This window comes from Prevotella sp. HUN102, from assembly GCF_000688375.1.
Classification (GTDB): Bacteria; Bacteroidota; Bacteroidia; order Bacteroidales; family Bacteroidaceae; genus Prevotella.
Window position 1 is genome coordinate 1,708,436 of the sequence record NZ_JIAF01000004.1, and the last position, 18,115, is coordinate 1,726,550.

The 18,115-nt window shown below is 44.1% G+C and carries 15 protein-coding genes; 1 reads left to right on the plus strand and 14 read right to left on the minus strand.

All coding sequences use genetic code 11. The annotated features are described in order from the left end of the window. Window positions 1-2: 2 nt before the first annotated feature. The 13 genes from P150_RS0112575 to P150_RS0112640 form a co-directional block, all read right to left on the minus strand. Entirely contained in the window at window positions 3-1,094 is a 1,092-nt protein-coding gene (locus tag P150_RS0112575) for an aldose epimerase family protein (protein ID WP_028897990.1), read from the minus strand. A gap of 531 nt (window positions 1,095-1,625) precedes the next feature. Continuing rightward, entirely contained in the window at window positions 1,626-2,168 is a 543-nt protein-coding gene (locus P150_RS16520; RefSeq protein ID WP_051617635.1) for a hypothetical protein, read from the minus strand. Between the two features lie 33 nt (window positions 2,169-2,201). After that, on the minus strand, window positions 2,202-3,953 hold the full coding sequence (locus P150_RS0112585) for an ATP-dependent RecD-like DNA helicase (protein WP_028897991.1): 1,752 nt from the start codon (window positions 3,951-3,953) through the stop codon (window positions 2,202-2,204). Then, the gene (locus P150_RS0112590; protein ID WP_028897992.1) at window positions 3,953-6,448 is read right to left on the minus strand and encodes a transglycosylase domain-containing protein; all 2,496 of its coding nucleotides are present in this window, start codon (window positions 6,446-6,448) and stop codon (window positions 3,953-3,955) included. Before P150_RS0112590 ends, P150_RS0112585 begins: the two co-directional genes overlap by 1 nt. A gap of 56 nt (window positions 6,449-6,504) precedes the next feature. Continuing rightward, window positions 6,505-7,410: a tRNA (adenosine(37)-N6)-dimethylallyltransferase MiaA gene (gene miaA / locus P150_RS0112595; RefSeq protein ID WP_028897993.1), complete on the minus strand. Its 906-nt coding sequence runs from the start codon at window positions 7,408-7,410 to the stop codon at window positions 6,505-6,507. A 5-nt stretch (window positions 7,411-7,415) separates the two neighbouring features. Further along, the gene (gene lpxA, locus P150_RS0112600) at window positions 7,416-8,186 is read right to left on the minus strand and encodes an acyl-ACP--UDP-N-acetylglucosamine O-acyltransferase (protein WP_028897994.1); all 771 of its coding nucleotides are present in this window, start codon (window positions 8,184-8,186) and stop codon (window positions 7,416-7,418) included. 13 nt (window positions 8,187-8,199) lie between these two features. Next, complete coding sequence (locus P150_RS0112605; RefSeq protein WP_028897995.1) at window positions 8,200-9,588, minus strand: bifunctional UDP-3-O-[3-hydroxymyristoyl] N-acetylglucosamine deacetylase/3-hydroxyacyl-ACP dehydratase; 1,389 nt, start codon at window positions 9,586-9,588, stop codon at window positions 8,200-8,202. A 5-nt stretch (window positions 9,589-9,593) separates the two neighbouring features. Further along, window positions 9,594-10,634 (minus strand): UDP-3-O-(3-hydroxymyristoyl)glucosamine N-acyltransferase, encoded by a 1,041-nt coding sequence (gene lpxD / locus P150_RS0112610; protein WP_028897996.1) that lies wholly within the window; start codon window positions 10,632-10,634, stop codon window positions 9,594-9,596. Between the two features lie 47 nt (window positions 10,635-10,681). Next, window positions 10,682-11,902, minus strand: coding sequence for an HD domain-containing protein (locus tag P150_RS0112615; protein WP_028897997.1), 1,221 nt, complete (start codon window positions 11,900-11,902; stop codon window positions 10,682-10,684). Between the two features lie 443 nt (window positions 11,903-12,345). Beyond that, window positions 12,346-13,167, minus strand: coding sequence for an orotidine-5'-phosphate decarboxylase (gene pyrF / locus P150_RS0112620; protein WP_028897998.1), 822 nt, complete (start codon window positions 13,165-13,167; stop codon window positions 12,346-12,348). Between the two features lie 150 nt (window positions 13,168-13,317). Beyond that, complete coding sequence (gene prfA / locus P150_RS0112625) at window positions 13,318-14,430, minus strand: peptide chain release factor 1 (protein WP_028897999.1); 1,113 nt, start codon at window positions 14,428-14,430, stop codon at window positions 13,318-13,320. Between the two features lie 203 nt (window positions 14,431-14,633). Further along, window positions 14,634-15,797 carry an AIR synthase-related protein gene (locus P150_RS0112635; protein WP_028898000.1) on the minus strand — a complete coding sequence of 388 codons (1,164 nt, stop codon included), beginning with the start codon at window positions 15,795-15,797 and terminating at the stop codon, window positions 14,634-14,636. A gap of 96 nt (window positions 15,798-15,893) precedes the next feature. Continuing rightward, entirely contained in the window at window positions 15,894-16,373 is a 480-nt protein-coding gene (locus P150_RS0112640; RefSeq protein WP_028898001.1) for an energy transducer TonB, read from the minus strand. Between the two features lie 340 nt (window positions 16,374-16,713). Here P150_RS0112640 and P150_RS0112645 point away from each other — a divergent pair, with 340 nt between their 5' ends. Further along, window positions 16,714-17,166 (plus strand): histidinol phosphate phosphatase, encoded by a 453-nt coding sequence (locus P150_RS0112645; protein ID WP_028898002.1) that lies wholly within the window; start codon window positions 16,714-16,716, stop codon window positions 17,164-17,166. 137 nt (window positions 17,167-17,303) lie between these two features. Here P150_RS0112645 and P150_RS0112650 read toward each other — a convergent pair whose 3' ends face one another. Next, window positions 17,304-18,056, minus strand: coding sequence for a shikimate dehydrogenase (locus tag P150_RS0112650; protein WP_028898003.1), 753 nt, complete (start codon window positions 18,054-18,056; stop codon window positions 17,304-17,306). Between the last annotated feature and the right edge of the window lie 59 nt (window positions 18,057-18,115).

Consider the following 18,115-nt stretch of genomic DNA (forward strand, 5'->3'; position numbering starts at 1 on the left):
TTTTATTTCTCTACGCCAAACTTATAGACCGTTTTCTGTGTGTATTCTCTGTCTGGCTCTATGATAACGGATGGGAAGTAAGGATGATTCGGCGAATCGGGGAAGTGCTGACACTCAAAACAGATAGCACTGCGGCGTGGGAATGTTGCTCCGTGCTGACCGGCATAGCCGTCCGCCCAGTTGTGCGTATATACCTGAACGCCGGGTTCTGTTGTGTAAACCTCCATCGTTCGCCCACTCTTAGGTTCGAGAATCCTTGCAGCAAACGAAAATTCGCCCTCCTCTTTCTTGTTCAACACGAAACAATGGTCGTAGCCGTTTCCTATTCTCAGCTGCTCATTGTCGGAATCAATGTCCCGACCCACCGGTTTTGGCCGACGGAAGTCGAATGGCGTTCCTGCCACTTTCAGTATTTCTCCTGTCGGGATGGAAGTCTCGTCGATAGGCAGATAATAATCTGCATTTACTTCGCAAATAAGGTCGTGAACGTCGGGTGTAGGATTAGCAATGCCCGCCAGTGAGAAGAATCCGTGACTTGTAAGGTTGAGGATAGTTCTCTTGTTCGTCTTCGCCTGATACTTTATAACAAACTCGTTGTCGTTCGTCAGCGTATAAGCCACCCAAACCTCCAGTTCGCCCGTGAATCCACCTTCTCCGTAGGGCGAGGTGTATTTCAGTACAACTGCGTGCTCGCTTACCTGTGTAGCATCCCACACGCGTGCATTGAATGCGCTGTCGCTTCCGTGCAGACTGTTCGGTCCATTGTTGATTGCGAGAATATACTCCTTGCCATTGAGTTGGAAACGTCCTTTGGCAATACGGTTGCCATAGCGTCCAATCAGTGTGGAGAGATAAGGCTCTGGAGAATTGATAACGTCTTGAATGTTATCGTGTCCCTGAATGACATTGGCAAAGTTTCCTTCCTTATCGGGAACCATAATTGCAACTATGGCCCCGCCATAGTTAGTTATAGCCACTTCGCAACCCTGATTATTCTTTAAAATGTAAAGGTCGGTATCCTTACCGTCAATCTTTGTTTGGAAATCCTCACGTTTCAGACCGCACAAATATTGTGCATCTTCGGTATTTGTCATAAAGATCGTTTTTAGTATAATGTATCAAATATCTGCAAAGTAAATAAAAATAAACGATATTAACAAGTACTGAAGCGAAATTGTTCGCCAAAGAGTGTGTTAAAAACAATTAAGTGAAAAGAAGAACGGGAAATAATAAAGTAATCTTGCTGTAATTGGAGGTGTTTAAAATTAAGCGTATCTACTTTACTGTTTATTTGTATCCTAAGCATACAACAATTTTCGCACCTTTTCAGCTAATTTTATTTATCAACCTGCTCATTTGCAACTTCGTATTTCTAAGTTTAATTTCATCTCAATCGGATATTGAATTAACTCGAAATCAATTCCACTTTACAAATGACCGAAGAATGCAGAACAATCTTCGCACAAATGCAATACAATCTTGCGAAGAATGGAGTGCATTCTTCGTAAAAATGGAAATAGATGTGTTGTCAGTTGATTTACAGACACTTACAAGGTGTAAGATGATAGGGTGGAGTTTGACTAAGAATTTAATATTGTGATAAAATTCCTGAATGTCTGCATTGCCTATTTGGTTGTTTTTACTTTCAGCGAATCGGGGTTTATTTTTGTCTTCTTCTTTACCAGATCACTGTTCAGATGCTTGACGATGATTTGCTGACTGCCCTTATAGAAACTTATTTCGTATCTACCGTTAATGCTGTCTTGCTTGATATAAGAGAATAAGTGTGTTGTGATTTTCCAACAGGTATCATTTGCCGCCTTCTCGTTCACGGATGTGTAGAAGTCTTTTCCCGGAATGCTGTCTAACAGGAGCATTGCAGAATAGTTTCCGCCCATTACCGTTTCCTCGTCTGCCGAAATACTGATGCTGTCCGGAATGATGGGTTCTTCTGATTGTATCTTGTAATTTGGAAAAACAAGTCCTGTCACTTTCGCCAAATCAATCTGAACAATCGTATCATTATGAATGGGTTTGAACTTCTCGGCAGCTACGGTGTCGCCTGTTGGTGGGGCATAGGCTTTTCTGTTGGAACAGGAACATATTATGCCAATGAAAAGAAGGCTGATGAATGCCAATGGATAGATGTATGGTTTCGTGTAAAGCATCGTTCTAAATCTTGTTATTAAAATGAATATCGGTCAGGAATCCTTTTGCTTGCTGAGTTTCTTCAGGCGTTTTGATGCGATTGGGTGGTCGGGATATAGTTCGAGTGCCTTTGTGTAGTTATTGACTGCGGCACTTTTCATTCCCTCCTTTTCGCATTCTTTTCCCATCATAACGTATTCTGTTGAGAGTTTTTTAAGGAAATCCTCTCTTTCATCTCTTTCCTTTTTAAGGAGTTCATAGTCTTTTTTCAGGGAGTTTATGATGCCTAATTTCCGTCTGATAAGTCTTTTTACAGAGGGTTTCTCTATATCATACCGGCTATGGATGGCAAGGAAGAAATTGCTGAGAAACTTATCGAAATTGCCGGAATCGAAGGCTTTCACGGCATCATAATACTCTTTGTCGGCTTTGCTCTGATGCAATACTTTCCTGATGGTGTTGTCGTCGTTGTATCGTTTGGCAAAGTTTACCACTTCTGCTTTTACGAATATGTCTTTTCTGCGTATGGGTTCTCGAAGATTGATTCCCTCAAGGCTCGTGCATCTTGAAAGAGCCACGTAGGTTTGGCCTCCGGCGAATACGCCACCGGAAAAGTCTATATCTACATTCTTGAATGTCAGTCCCTGACTTTTATGAATGGTAATAGCCCAAGCAAGTTTGATAGGGTATTGAACATACGTACCTATCAGATTCTCTTCGATTCTCTGTTCGATTTCGTTGAATGAATAGATGATGTTCTCCCAAGTTTCTCTCTGCACTTGCAGGTCAATACCGTCTTCCGTATGCACGTATATGATTCCTTCTTCCTCGTCTATTCCTATTATAATGCCAAGCGTTCCGTTTACCCATTGATGTTCTATGTCGTTCTTAATGAACATAATGTGTGCTCCTACCTTGATTGAAAGTTCAATGGGAGTGGGAAGAGAGCTTTCCAGAAACTCGCCTTTTATGTTTCCGTAGAGTGTGATTGTGTCGCCCGGAAGTTTTTCGAGTTCTTGATTGTTTATCCAATCAACAGAATCTCTTCTTGTTGATAGTGTAATGGATAGATCAGCGTCCGAGTCAATGGTATGCGCTCCGACCTGATTGTTCAGCAATCTCAGTTCATCGTCATAGATTTCATTTGTTCGGATATGGTCAAGTATGGAAATGAATTTTTCATCGTGCTGACGATAAACCTTTTTCAGTTCGATGCTGACAAGATGATAGTTCTGAAATACCTTTGCGTGGAAGAAGAAACCACTCGGGTAATAAGGTTCGAGAAGTCTTCGGTCTTCCTCCTTTATCACGGGTTCCAACTGATAGATATCGCCTACAAAAAGTATCTGCTTCCCTCCGAAAGGCTCGCGCATATTCCTGTTGTATATTCGCAAAACCTTATCAATGAAGTCGATGATATCGGCACGAACCATACTTATCTCATCAATGATAATGAGTTCTACTTCGCGAAGCAGCTTGCATTTTTCGCTGTTGTATTTCAGCGTGCCACGAATGTTGCGTGCCGAATAGCGAACGTCATTGGGTATTAAGGGATGAAAGGGGATTTTGAAAAAGCTATGAAGCGTGGATCCTCCGGCATTTATGGCGGCAATGCCGGTAGGTGCGAGGATAATGTGTTTCTTCTTTGTCGTAGAAGCGATATAATGCAGGAAAGTAGACTTACCTGTGCCAGCCTTTCCTGTCAGGAACAAGGAGTTATGAGTGAATTGGATAATCTGAAGAGCTTGCTGAAACTCTTGATTATCCAAGTCAATCTTTTGTATGTCAATACCTTTTACGGCCATTAATTTCTGATTCTAATCTCTTCTATCTGAGGTCTGTTTATCGGAGGCGTATTGTGTTGTGGCTCTATTGGGACACCGTCTTGTGGATTTTCACTCTGTGGAACCTCCACGTTTCCGTCTTCCTCTAAGCCTTCTTCTATTTGTTCTTCGCCTTCAGCAGGGTTGTTTTCCTCTTCATTGTAAATATCCAAACTGTCAATTTCCGGTTGATAATGGCGTACTTGCTCACACTGGTACATTGAAGGATCGATATCAACATTGGGATTCAATTCCCATTTCGCCTTGTATTTCTTGAAATTCTTGTCTCTCATCAGCGCATAGAGGAACTCTCCACAGATGGGCAATGCGGTTTTAGAGCCTTGTCCTAATGCACCTGTCCGGAAGTGAATGCTTCGATATTCGCCGCCTACCCAAGCTCCGACAACGAGTTTCGGACTTACTGCCATAAACCAAGCGTCGGAATGGTTGTTGGTCGTACCGGTTTTTCCACCCCAGTCTGTATCATTGAAGGTGTATTGCGACAAGGCTTGACTCGTGCCGTGGGCCTCATTCTTGCTTGCTTTCAAAAGTTCTTGCATAAAGAAGGCACTCTTGTATGGCAGAACGTCTTCCGTTTCGTTAGGCCCAAGATATACTTCGTTTCCTTTTTGGTCGAGAATCCTTGTTACTACAACTGGTTCGTGCATCTCACCATTATTGGCAACGGTGCAATATGCGTTTGTCATTTCGAGCAAATTCACATCGCTGCTTCCCAATGCAAGTGAGGGTTCGTCTTCAAGTGGGCTCTTGATTCCCATATCCTGAGCAGTTCGGATAATGTTTTTGATTCCCATTTCCTGTCCCAGACGCACGGCAACTGTATTTACACTCTGTGCAAATGCTGTCTTCAATAATAAAGAATCTCCTGAGAATCTGCCGTTTGCATTGCCCGGAGTCCAAGTATTCACTTGTCCTGTCCGTTTGTCAGGAACCTGCATTGAGATATATTCGTCTCTTCGTTTGTCGCAAGGCGTAAGTCCTTGATTCATTGCCTCAGCATAGACAAAGAGCTTGAACGTTGAACCGGGTTGTCTTTGGGCAGTAACTTTATCATATTTCCAAGTCTTGAAGTCTATATCGCCCACCCAAGCTCTGACAGCACCGGTATGTGGTTCCATTGCAACCATTGAGCAATGCATAAACTTTACCATATATCGTATGGAATCGAGAGAAGACATTTCTTTCTCTATCGTTCCCTTTTCGTAATCAAAGAGCTTAACTCTGTGAGGTTTGTTAAGATAATAGTCGATGCTGTCCTGATTATTGGGGAATCGCTGCTCCAACGCTTTGTAGAATGGTTGGCGTTTTGCAATGTCTTCAATAAAGTTTGGAACAAGATTGCCTTTTTCATCGCGCCAAGGTTCTTGACTTCCCCAATGCCTGTTGAAGTCATTTTGGATTCTCTTCATTTGTTTTGCAGCAGCTTGTTCTGCATATTTCTGCATACGTGTGTCGATGGTTGTATAGATTTTTAATCCGCTGCTGTATAAATCATAATGATTATTCTTCGCCCAATCTTTCAGATAATCAGCTACATATTGTCTGAAGTATTGTGCCTGTCCATCATAATTTTCTTCCATATGAACATCCAACTTAATTGGAATCTGTGATAAAGAATCGTATTCCTCTTGTTCCAGTTTGTTGTGTGTCAGCATATTATAGAGAACCGTATTTCGTCTTCCGAGAGAGTTCTTTGGATTGGAAATAGGATTGTAATAGGTAGTAGCTTTCAGCATACCTACAAGCGTTGCTATCTGTTCGGTAGTCAGTTCTTTAGGCGTTGTATTGAAATACGTTTTGGCAGCAGTTTTTATTCCGTATGCATTGTTGCCAAAGTCTACCGTATTTGCATACATCGTGAGAATTTCCTCTTTGGTATAGATGCGCTCAATCTTCAATGAAATTATCCATTCCTTGGTTTTCATAATAAGCATCTTCACTCCGGGAATACGTCCGAGCAAACCGGAACTGCTGCTGCGTACCTGAAACATATTCTTTGCCAACTGCTGCGTGATGGTTGATGCACCACGGGCACCATTCTTTGTAACAGCGTCCTTTACAGCACCTGCAAGTCCTTCAGGATCAACGCCTATATGGTTATAGAAACGTTCATCCTCGGTGCTGATTAAGGCATCCCAAAACTTAGGATTTACTTCTTTATATTTGATAGGTGTTCTGTTTTCCTTGAAGAATTTTCCTATCAGCACAGAGTCCGCACTGTATATTTCGGATGCAGCAAATGTAGGAGGGGTTGCTATTTCGCTGAAACCGGGCGAACTTCCAAACAGCCAAAGGAAGTTCATATCCACCATTCCGAAGTATATGAAGATAGAAAGAATGAAGGATACGAACCCAATAGCTGATTTAGTGTACCAAGCTCTTCCTTTGTATAGATTCTTATACCAAGGGAAGAAGCCCCAGATGCGTCTAAAAGTTTTCTTTATGAATTTAATCATTTGCTATTCTGTAATTCTAATTGATTTAAGAGATAACGCAAAATTATCAAATTATTCTATTCTTGCAGATTTGAACTGATATAATTTAATATTTCTTCAATATTGTTTGGATTGAACCATTTTACGTCCTGATCTTTCTTGTACCAAGTCATTTGTTTTCGAGCGTATCTTCTCGTGCTGCTCTGTATTTTAAAGATTGCTTCTTCAAGAGTTGTTAATCCGTCAAGATACTCGAATATTTCTTTGTAACCAACTGTGTTAAGAGAGTTTAGATGCTTATATTCATATACGTTCAATGCTTCTTGAATCATTCCTTCGTCTATCATATTCAATACACGTTGGTTGATTCTGTCGTATAATTCCTCACGTGGACGCTCCAATCCAATCTTAATTGTGTTGAACGGTCTTTCTTTTTTGGTGTTTTTACGGAATGACGTATAGGTTTTATCAGTCTGATGGCATATCTCCAATGCGTGAACAACACGGCGGGGATTGTTTCTGTCTACGATATTCCAATGTTCGGGGTCAAGCTCTTTCAGTTCATTGCAAAGGGATTCCAAGCCCTCATCCTGAAGTCTTTTCATCATCTTCTCCCTTACATCATCCCTAATCGTAGGCATATCATCTATTCCGTTGCAGACAGCATCAATATACATCATTGAACCACCTGAAAGAAGGTAGAGTGGGGAAGCGTTGTCTTCAATGATTTTCAACACCTGAGCCTCGTACATACTTGCAGAAAAGTAGTCATCGATATGATGACTACCTACAAAATAATGCTTGATCTCTGCTTGTTGTTCCTTTGTCGGTGCAGCCGTACCTATCGGTAATTCCTCAAAAATCTGACGTGAATCCGCATTGATGACAGGAATATCGAATTTCCTTGCGATAGTCAGCGTTATTTCGGTTTTACCAATTCCGGTTGGTCCGACAACAACAATTAATGTTGGCTTGCTTGACACTGGTTTTACTTGATGATTCCTCGTTTTGAAGCCTGAACAAAGTCGATGATATGCTGAATTTCAGGAATAATTTCCATTGTATCCTTAATCTTCTGGATATTCTCCTCTCTTGTTCCCTCTCCGTAAAGAATACGGTATGCTTCGTGAATCTTGTCTATTGTCTCGTTTGAGAATCCCTTACGACGCAGACCAATAATATTGATACCTGCATAGCGGATTGGTTCTTTCCCTGCTATTATATAAGGTGGAATATCCTGCGAGAAACGACTGCCGCCCTGAATCATTACATTGCCACCGATATTGCAGAATTGATGGCAAAGAACTGATGCTGAGATAATGGCAAAGTCCTCAACAGTAACCTCGCCTGCAAGCTTTGTTGAATTGCCGATAATGATATTTGAACCAATCACGCAGTCGTGGGCTATGTGCATATTCTCCATAAGGAGGTTATTGCTACCGACAATAGTAGTGCCCTTTGAGGCTGTTCCTCTTGAAATCGTTACGTTTTCGCGAATAGAATTGTTGTTTCCGATTTCACAGAGGCTCTCTTCGCCCACGAATTTCAAGTCTTGAGGCTTGGTAGAAATGCTTGAACCGGGGAAAAACTCATTGCTGTCTCCAATTCGTGCTCCCGTATGGATGGTTACGCTATTCAAGAGATGGTTATTGTTGCCAATTACCGTATTATCATCAATATAGCAGAACGGGCCTATTATATTGTTGTCGCCAAGTTTTGCATTTGGATGAACAAATGCCAATGGACTGATTTGATTCATAATATCTAAGGTTTTATTTATTCTTTATAATCTGAGCAGTAAACGTTGCTTCCGAAACCACGTTGTCGCCGACAAACATATAGCCCTTCATTGAGCTGATGCCGTGGCGCACTGGCCCGAGAAGTTCTACTCGGAACAACAATGTATCGCCCGGTACTACTTTCTGACGGAACTTCACATCGTCAATCTTCAGGAAGTATGTAGACCAACGTTCAGGCTCCTCCACTTGCGATAGTACGAGCAAGCCACCACATTGAGCCATTGCTTCAATCTGAAGAACGCCCGGCATAACAGGTTCTTGTGGGAAGTGTCCTTGGAAGAAAGGCTCGTTTGAAGTAATGTTCTTCACGCCGACAATATTTGTTGCGCCCATTGCAATGACTTTATCTACCAACTGCATTGGATAGCGATGGGGAAGCAGCTCACGGATGCGTATGTTATCCATAAGTGGTTCTTCGTTCGGATCGTACATCGGAGCTTGAATCTCGTGTTTACGGATGTCCTTGCGAATCATACGGGCAAACTTGTTGTTTACAGTATGACCCGGACGTGTTGCTACGATTCTGCCTTTTAGTGGCTTGCCAATCAAGGCAACATCGCCAATAATATCCAAGAGCTTATGGCGTGTGCATTCGTTGTCCCACATCAAAGGCTTGTGCTGAATGTAACCGATGTTATTTGCGTCCATATAAGGGACTTTGAGCAAATCTGCAAGCTGGTCCAACGTTGTTTGTTCAACCTGACGCTCGTATATGACAATGGCATTATCCAAATCGCCTCCCTTAATAAGGTTAGCCTGCAACAATGGCATTATGTCTCTTACAAAGACGAATGTTCGTGCAGGTGCAATTTCCTTGGCATAATCCTCAATACGGTCGAGGGTGGCAAACTGGCTGCTGATGAACTTGGAATCAAAGGAACACATCGCCGTAATGGAAAATTCATCGTCGGGAAGGATTGTAATCACAGAACCTTTTCCGTCCTTGAACTCCATCTTCTTGCGAATGATGTAATAGTCCTTTGGTGCAGACTGGTCTACGATTCCTACTTCATTGATTTTATCAACATACATCGTTGCCGAACCGTCGAGAATAGGAAATTCCGGACCATTTACCTGAATCAGACAGTTGTCGATGCCCATAGCATAAAGAGCCGACATACCGTGTTCAATAGTGCTGACTCTCGCATCGCCTTTTGCCAAGACCGTGCCGCGTTGCGTATCTATAACGTTTTCTGCCACAGCATCGATGACGGGCTGACCTTCGAGGTCAATACGCTGAATCTTGTATCCGTGATTGTCCGGTGCCGGATTGAATGTAACAGTCAGACTTAAACCTGTATGTAAACCGACGCCGAAAAGAGAAAAACTTCCTTTAAGCGTCTTCTGCTTTGTTGTCTCCATATATGTTATTTGTTCTTTTTCAGTTCTTCGATTTCTTTTTGCAAAGCATTCAGTTGCTTGTACATTTCGGGCAGTCTCTGGAATATAGCCTGCGACCTGAAGTAAGGGCGCGACTCCATAGGAGGAGTGCCGATAAGGCTCTGATTGCTTTCAAGACTGCTTGGCACGCCTGACTGCGCACCGAGGAACACCTTATCGCCGATTGTGATATGTCCGGATATGCCTACCTGACCACCAAACATACACCATTGGCCAACCTTCGTAGAGCCGGCGATTCCAACCTGAGCACTCATTACCGTGTTTTCGCCAATATCGTTGTTGTGTGCTATCTGGACAAGATTGTCGAGCTTCACGCCTTTACGAATATAGGTGCTGCCCATTGTAGAACGGTCGATACAGGTGTTTGCGCCAATCTCAACATCGTCTTCAATAGTTACGATACCAATCTGCGGAATCTTGTCGTAGCTGTTGGTCTCAGGATTTGGTGCAAAACCGAAACCATCGGCCCCGATTACGCTTCCTGAATGAATGATATTGTTATTCCCAAGTTTGCAATCGTGATAGATACTTACGTTTGGATAGATGATGCAGTTGCTGCCCAGCTTCACGTTTTCCATAATAGTGGCGTGAGGATAAATCTGGCAGCCGTCGCCGATTTCCACACCGTCTGCAATGTATGCAAATGCGCCGATATAAACATTGTTTCCAATTTTTGCCTTGGGAGAAATAAAAGCCAAAGAATCAACGCCTTGCTTCTTAGGCTTCATACTTTCATACATCTGCAGGAGTTTTGCCACGCAGTCACGTGCATTCTTCACACGGATAAGGGTAGCCTTGGCAGGCTTCTCTACTTTAATACTTTCGTCTACAAGCACTACGGAACATTCCGTATCTGCAAGATAATGAGTATATTTTTCATTCGCAAGAAAAGAGATTGCTCCCTTTTTTCCTTCTTCTATCTTTGCAAAGGTATTGACAACGGCGTTTTCATCTCCGTCAATAGTACCTTGTACTAACTGTGCAATTTGCTTAGCAGTAAATTCCATTCTTTATTTATATGGTTACTTATTTTTGCAAAGATAGCAAAAGTTTGTCATATTCGATGATAACAAAAGTAATATTTACAGATTTTTTTGCTTAGGAGTTCAACGTTCAGAATCTCTGACGCCTCGGTAATATCCCTTAAAGTACCGTCTTTGGAAAGGATGCTTATCTGGTCGTCGTGTATGTCGTACATATCTTTTTGGATGGTGTTCACACTCATCAGGTAGTGGGCATCCTCAAAATTGATGTTCAGCTTTTCGCTGATTTTCTGCTTGTAATCGTTGATGGAATCTTCGGAAACAGGACTATCATAAATCTCAACCTTGAAGAGTTTTCTGTTTATAAGGTCCTGAGCCAGTATGGAAAGTATCTTGTCTTCGTGATTCTGCCACACCTTTATGGCACTCCATATATCGTTGTCGTCCAACTGAATGTAATGCTCCAGTGCTTCCGGGTGTGAATTAAAGAAGTCTGAATCTACTTCATTCTCAAGAAAATATGCAAAAGAGGGCGAGGCAAAGAGCTTATGTCCTTTCTTTATCAAATCCTTTGCACGCAGAAGGGTATTGACGAGTATCTTTTCATAGCCTACTGCTGTCTTGTGGAGATACACTTGCCAATACATCAGCCTTCGGGATGTGAGATAGTTTTCTATGGAATAGATGCCTTTTGACTCTACCACCAGCGAATCGTCCACCACGTTGAGCATCTTGATGATTCGTGCTGAACCGATGTTCCCCTCCGTTACTCCCGTGAAGAAACTGTCGCGCCGCAGATAGTCCAGTCTGTCCATATCGAGCTGGCTGCTGATGAGCTGATGAAGGAATTTCTTGGGATACTCGTTCTTGAAAATCTTGATGGCAAGGTTCAGTTCGCCGTTCATATCGCGATTTATCTGATCCATCATCAACAGGGAGATTTCTTCGTGGGAAATGCCTTTTATCAATGTGTTTTCAAGTACGTGAGAGAATGGTCCGTGCCCGATGTCGTGCATCAGGATTGCTGCCTGTACGGCTTCCACTTCACTATCGAATATGAAGACTCCTTTCTGCTGAAGCGACAGCACAGCCTCGCTCATTAGATGAAATGCACCCAGTGAATGTTGGAACCTTGTGTGCTGCGCACCGGGATATACTACCGGAGCCATTCCTAATTGCTTGATGCGTGTAAGTCGTTGCATCAGAGGATGCTTTACAATATTTAGGAGCAGACCGGTGGGTATCTTGATGAATCCGAACACCGGGTCGTTTATTATCTTACATTCATTCATTTGTGAAAAAGTTTACAACCATATTCTATTCCCTGCAACTCACGATGCTTGGTGCAGTAGGCATTTAAATTCCGTTCAGTACATTAAGCTCAAAAAATATTCCAATTATTCTTCGTTCGTAAATCGCTGTAAATCAGATGATAAATTATCCGCTTACATTCTTGCGAAGATTGCGTTCCATTCTTCGCAAGAATGCGATGCAAACGTGCGAAGATTGTCTGCCGTTCTTCGCACATTTGTAAATCGTATGTTTTATGCGTTGATTGTGGGCATTGTTTCGCTGAATTAATGATACAGTTTCGTTGCACGGATTAAGGAAGTATATCAGAACATTGTGCGAAGAGGATTACTCTCATCAGCAAGTATATAATAAAGGTGTAAGGTGTAAATACGTGTTGGAGACGAATTATTTTCGTCTCCAATAGAGTTAATATGTGAACGTTTTAGAGTTTCGCAAGTTCGGCTGCCATTTCTTCTTGCAGTTCCTTTGCCTTGATGCCAGCCGCTTCGGCAAAGTTTTCTTCATTGCTTGCATAGATGATGCCTCGTGAGGAATTGACCAACAGGCCGCAATCCTTGATGATGCCATACTTGCAGACTTCCTGAAGGCTGCCGCCCTGTGCGCCGACGCCGGGCACGAGCAGGAAACTTTCAGGAGCAAGTTTGCGAATGTCTTCAAACATACGTCCTTGTGTTGCGCCTACTACATATATCAGGTTCTCTGGAGTTCCCCATTCCTGAGATTTGGCCAGCACTCGTTCAAAAAGGCGTGTTCCGTCCTTGTCTTCAAAGAATTGGAAGTCCTGACTGCCCTTGTTGCTTGTGAGAGCCAACAGAACCACCCACTTGTTTTCGTATTCGAGGAATGGCGTTATGCTGTCTTCGCCCATATACGGAGCCACGGTAACTGCGTCCAAATCGTATTCCTTGAAGAATGTGTGGGCATACATCTTTGAAGTGTTGCCAATGTCGCCACGCTTGGCATCGGCTATGATGAAGTGCTTGGGATAATTTTCTTTCAGATAAGTTACCGTGTCTTCAAAAGCCTTGATGCCTTTCAGTCCATAGCATTCGTAGAAGGCGAGATTGGGCTTGTAGGCCACGCAGTAGGGTGCCGTAGCATCGATGATGGCCTTGTTGAAAGCGAAGATAGGGTTTTCCTCTTTTAAAAGGTGCTTGGGCACTTTGTTCAGGTCGGTGTCAAGACCTACGCAGAGAAAACTCTTCTTTGCGAATATTTGTTCGATTAATTGTTTACGGTTCATAAAGATTTTATTTTAGGAGTGAAGGTATTGAGACAAAAAGCGATGGGGATGGAAGAATGAAGACAATAACTTGTTGTGGTATGAACCATTCAGTAATATGATTCAGATAAAGCTTTGTTCTCATTCTTGCGTCCCCATTACTTCTCTGTGCTATAATTCGTTTTCTTTCATCTTCTCGGCATTCTCGGCAACGATCAGTGCATCGATCATATCTTGGATTTCTCCGTTCATAAAGCCGGGAAGGTCGTGGGTGGTAAATCCGATACGGTGGTCGGTTACACGTCCTTGAGGATAGTTGTAGGTGCGGATTTTTGCCGAACGGTCGCCAGTGGAAACCAAGCTCTTGCGGCGGTTTGCAATGTCGTCTACATATTTTTGGTGTTCCCTGTCGTAGATGAAAGTGCGCAGTCGCGAGAGTGCGCGCTCCTTGTTTTTGGGCTGGTCGCGCGTTTCCGTACATTCAATGAGAATTTCCTCCACCTCGCCGGTATTGGGATTCTTCCAAGGATAACGCAGGCGCACACCGGATTCCACCTTGTTCACGTTCTGACCACCTGCGCCACTTGAACGGAAAGTATCCCACTTGATGTCGCCCTCGTTGATGTTTACCTCGAACTTGTCGGCTTCGGGGAGTACGGCAACGGTGGCAGCCGATGTCTGCATACGGCCTTGCGTGTCGGTTGAAGGCACGCGCTGAACGCGGTGAACGCCCGATTCGTATTTCAGGATGCCATAAACGCCGTCGCCCGATACGGCGAAGTCTATCTGCTTGAAACCACCCACGGCACCTTCTGATACCGACGTGATGGAGAGCGTCCAACCTTTCTTGTCGCAATATCTCTTGTACATATTGAAGATGTCGCCTGCAAAGAGGGCGGCTTCGTCGCCACCGGTTCCGGCGCGCACTTCCATCTGCACGTTCTTGTCGTCTTCAGGATCTTTCGGCACGAGCAGCAGCTTTATTTCTTCTTCCAACTTGGGTTGGAGTTCTTCGTTTTCGCTCAGTTCCATACGAGCCATTTCCTTCATATCGGGGTCGCTCTCGTTTGTCAATATATCCTTTGCCTCACTGATAGTCGTGATGCAGTTGATATAACGCTTTCGGGCATTCATAATGTCGCCAAGGTCTTTATATTCCTTCGTGAGCTTGACGTATCTTTGCTGGTCGCTTATAACATCAGGGTCGGTGATGAGTGTTGAAACTTCTTCAAATCGGGCTTCAAGACCATCAAGTTTCTCTAATATACTGTTATTCTCTGCCATTAATTATGTTTGTTTGTTGTTTTTTAAATCGAATCTTCCTCGTTGAAAGGAATGTGATGTGCCTCACGATAATTCTTTCAGCTTGTTGCCTGTATTGGGAATCCTATTGCAAATGCCCTGTAAGACGTTCTTTGATATTTCGGGAATTTCTCGGAAATGCTCTGCAAAGCATTCTTTGACATATCCCTTTCGGAAGTGCCGAATTAATATTCAAAGGTTCCAAATTCAGAATTGATGGTAAGGCTCTTCGGTCCTTCTTCTATGTGGCCGATTACCTGCGCATCAATGTTGAACGACTTGCTGATTGCGATAATCCTGTCGGCAACTTCAGGACGCACGTAGATTTCCATACGGTGTCCCATATTGAACACCTGATACATTTCCTTCCAATCGGTGCCGCTGCATTCCTTGATGGCTTGGAAGAGTGGGGGAACTGGGAACATATTATCCTTTATCACTCTGCAATTCTCGTTTACGAAATGCAGCACTTTGGTCTGTGCGCCACCGGTGCAATGTACCATTCCGTGGATTTCAGGGCGAAGCTCGTCGAGGATGCGCTTGATGACGGGAGCATAAGTGCGGGTAGGGGAGAGAACAAGCTCTCCGGCATTGAGAGGACTGTTTTCCACCTTGTCGTCCAAACGGTACTTGCCGCTGTAAACCAATTCGTTCGGCACGGCGTGGTCGAAACTCTCCGGATATTTTTCTGCCAGATACTTGGCGAACACATCGTGGCGGGCACTGGTCAGTCCGTTGCTTCCCATACCACCGTTGTATTTCTTCTCGTAGGTAGCCTGACCAGTGGAACTCAGACCCACGATGACGTCGCCGGGACGGATGTTGGCATTGTCTATCACGTCCTTGCGCTTCATACGGCAGGTTACGGTGGAGTCTACGATGATGGTACGCACAAGGTCGCCCACGTCGGCTGTTTCTCCTCCTGTCGGATAGATGCCGATACCCATTTCGCGCATTTCGGCCAGCAGTTCATCGGTGCCGTTGATGATGGCAGAGATTACTTCGCCGGGAATGAGCATCTTGTTGCGCCCGATGGTGGAAGACACTAGGATATTATCAACGGCACCTACACACAGCAGGTCGTCGGTATTCATCACGATGGCATCCTGTGCGATGCCTCTCCACACGTCTAAGTTGCCGGTTTCCTTCCAGTACATATAGGCAAGCGACGATTTTGTGCCTGCACCGTCGGCGTGCATAATGTTGCAATACTCTGGGTCTCCCCCGAGAATGTCGGGAATGATCTTGCAAAAAGCCTGCGGATAGAGACCCTTGTCGATATTCTTGATGGCATTATGCACATCTTCCTTGGCAGCACTTACGCCGCGCATCATATATCTGTTGTCCATATTCTAATTAATTGACGAGTGAACGGGTTGTTTGCTCTCCCGTGCAGCGTCTGCCCAAACGTGAGAGGACAGACGCTCCATCGGCGACCGTGCCGCTTACTGCCTGAAACTTAATGGCAGGCGATACAAAGCCTTCACTTTCTTGCCCTTCGATTCGCCCGGTTTCCAATTCGGCATCAGACGGATAAGGCGCACGCCCTCCTTGGCAAAAGCAAGAATACATTCTTTCTTCAGCTTTTCCTGCTGTTCGACGGTCAATTTGTCGAAAAACTTTTTATCGTAGCTCGAGATGGTGCAATCCTTGGCAGTAATGTCCGTGATGCTTCCATCCTTGTCGATGGCGAAGCTCATCAGTACCCGCCCTTGCACGCCAGCCTCCATAGCCTTCGTGGGGTATTGAATGTTCTTTGAGAGAAACTGAAGCAATGCTTGCTCGCCACCGGGAAAGGAGGGCATCTTGTCGGCATCGCAACTGGTTTCAGCCTTGGTGCTGCCTGTTGCCCGAACGGTCTGTGCCATACTGTTTACGGTCATAGACACGATAAACAGAAGCAGGATAAATGTTTTTTGCTTCATAAGATATAATTTTGATTTTGCGCTGCAAAGGTAGTATATATTTGTTGATTTTGAGCCGAATACAGAGATAAAATTTCCTTTTGCCCGCCTGATTTGGACAACTATAAACTGGTGGTCGGGAAATATCACGTAATATTTAGGGAAATATCACGTGATATTTGAGCAAATATTACGTGATATTTGGACGAATATCACGTGATATTCTTTTAAAAAACACGTGATAAAATTTGTTTTTATGAAAAATAATGCCGATATTAGCAGCAGAATAGAATATTGGCTGCCTGTATGAATGAACCCCCGCGAGGGCAGCTTTATCGGGGAAACTAAATTTATTACGCTTATGGCAAACAGACCATTGGCCTATACGCTGACCTCACAGAAGGCTACGGTAGGCAAATTCAAGGACAAGAAAGTATTCAGAGCACGCCCGACAGGACGCAAGCGCGTTGACTACCGTTCGTTCTGCGACGAGGTTGCCAATGCCACGACCTTCAAGGGTGCAGAGGTGGAAGCTGTGCTCCGGCTCGCTGCCGAGATTGCAAAGAAGCACGTTGAGAACGGAGACATTGTGGAGTATGGCGACCTTGGCACGCTCTCGCCGTCGTTCCAGAGTAAGATGGTGGAGAAAAAGGAGGATTTCAATCCCCGCGTTCACATCACGAAGCCAGTCGTGAAGCTCGCTCCGTCGAAACGCTACTTCACGCTGGAGGGTGTTACCTATGAGCGTGTGGAGAGCGTGAAGCCGTCCGGGGAAGGTGGCTCTTCATCGGAAGAAGAAAGTATGGATCCATAATGATGATTCTGCTTTATCGTAAACATTGACGAGGGCAGCCGACTGATTTCGGCTGCCCTCGCTTTTCTTTTGCCGGAATTTGGCAACAGGGTCGGATAAAATTTGTGTATTGATATTCTTTGATTCAGAGTTGCATCTTACCGTTCTTCTCTCCCGTTCCAAAATTCCCAACTTGCGAATGCCTGAAGGAGAAGCATTTCGAGTCCGTTCTTTACGGTTGCTCCGTGTTTGCGCCCCTTTTTCATAAAGAGCGTTTCGTCGGGATTGTATATCAGGTCGTATAATAGATTGTGGCTGTCCATAGCTTCGTAGGGAAGGTTCGGACATTGGTCCACCTTGGGATACATTCCCAACGGCGTGCAGTTTATGATTACATTGAACTTCCTGATAATCTTCGGCGACAGGTCGTCGTAGGTAAGTCCGTTGAGAACCTTTTCCCTTGAAACGAACTTCGTTTCCAGTCCGAGTGATTTCAGTCCGTAGTCTACTGCCTTTGCGGCACCACCGGTTCCGAGTATGAGTGCTCTCTTATGGTAACGCTCCAATAGGGGTTCAATGCTGCGAGTGAATCCTATCGCATCGCTGTTGAAGCCCTTCAGGGTAGTTTTGCTTCCGTTGTGCTCCACACGGATAACGTTCACCGCGCCTATTGCCTTGGCTTCCGGAGACATAGAGTCAAGATACTTTATCACTTGTTCCTTGTAGGGAATCGTTACGTTGAGCCCCTTCAGTTCAGGATTCGTGTTCAGAATCTCGCGTAAATTATCAATGGCAGGTATCTCAAAGTTGATGTATTCTGCATCGATGTTCTCGTTCTGGAATTTCTCGTTGAAATAATCTATTGAGAATGAATGTCCCAACGAAACTCCTATGAGTCCATATTTATCCATAAGCGTCTGTATTAAACTTTAGTTCGATGAATTATCTCGGATTTTCAGGCTCGTGTTTA

Coding starts and splice junctions, on each gene's coding strand:
- P150_RS0112590 (WP_028897992.1), bottom strand. CDS start 6,448: ATGATTAAATTCATAAAGAAAACTTTTAGACGCATCTGGGGCTTCTTC.
- P150_RS0112645 (WP_028898002.1), top strand. CDS start 16,714: ATGGCAAACAGACCATTGGCCTATACGCTGACCTCACAGAAGGCTACG.
- P150_RS16520 (WP_051617635.1), bottom strand. CDS start 2,168: ATGCTTTACACGAAACCATACATCTATCCATTGGCATTCATCAGCCTT.
- P150_RS0112585 (WP_028897991.1), bottom strand. CDS start 3,953: ATGGCCGTAAAAGGTATTGACATACAAAAGATTGACTTGGATAATCAA.
- P150_RS0112605 (WP_028897995.1), bottom strand. CDS start 9,588: ATGGAGACAACAAAGCAGAAGACGCTTAAAGGAAGTTTTTCTCTTTTC.
- prfA (WP_028897999.1), bottom strand. CDS start 14,430: ATGGCAGAGAATAACAGTATATTAGAGAAACTTGATGGTCTTGAAGCC.
- lpxD (WP_028897996.1), bottom strand. CDS start 10,634: ATGGAATTTACTGCTAAGCAAATTGCACAGTTAGTACAAGGTACTATT.
- P150_RS0112635 (WP_028898000.1), bottom strand. CDS start 15,797: ATGGACAACAGATATATGATGCGCGGCGTAAGTGCTGCCAAGGAAGAT.
- P150_RS0112640 (WP_028898001.1), bottom strand. CDS start 16,373: ATGAAGCAAAAAACATTTATCCTGCTTCTGTTTATCGTGTCTATGACC.
- pyrF (WP_028897998.1), bottom strand. CDS start 13,167: ATGAACCGTAAACAATTAATCGAACAAATATTCGCAAAGAAGAGTTTT.
- P150_RS0112615 (WP_028897997.1), bottom strand. CDS start 11,902: ATGAATGAATGTAAGATAATAAACGACCCGGTGTTCGGATTCATCAAG.
- P150_RS0112575 (WP_028897990.1), bottom strand. CDS start 1,094: ATGACAAATACCGAAGATGCACAATATTTGTGCGGTCTGAAACGTGAG.
- lpxA (WP_028897994.1), bottom strand. CDS start 8,186: ATGAATCAAATCAGTCCATTGGCATTTGTTCATCCAAATGCAAAACTT.
- P150_RS0112650 (WP_028898003.1), bottom strand. CDS start 18,056: ATGGATAAATATGGACTCATAGGAGTTTCGTTGGGACATTCATTCTCA.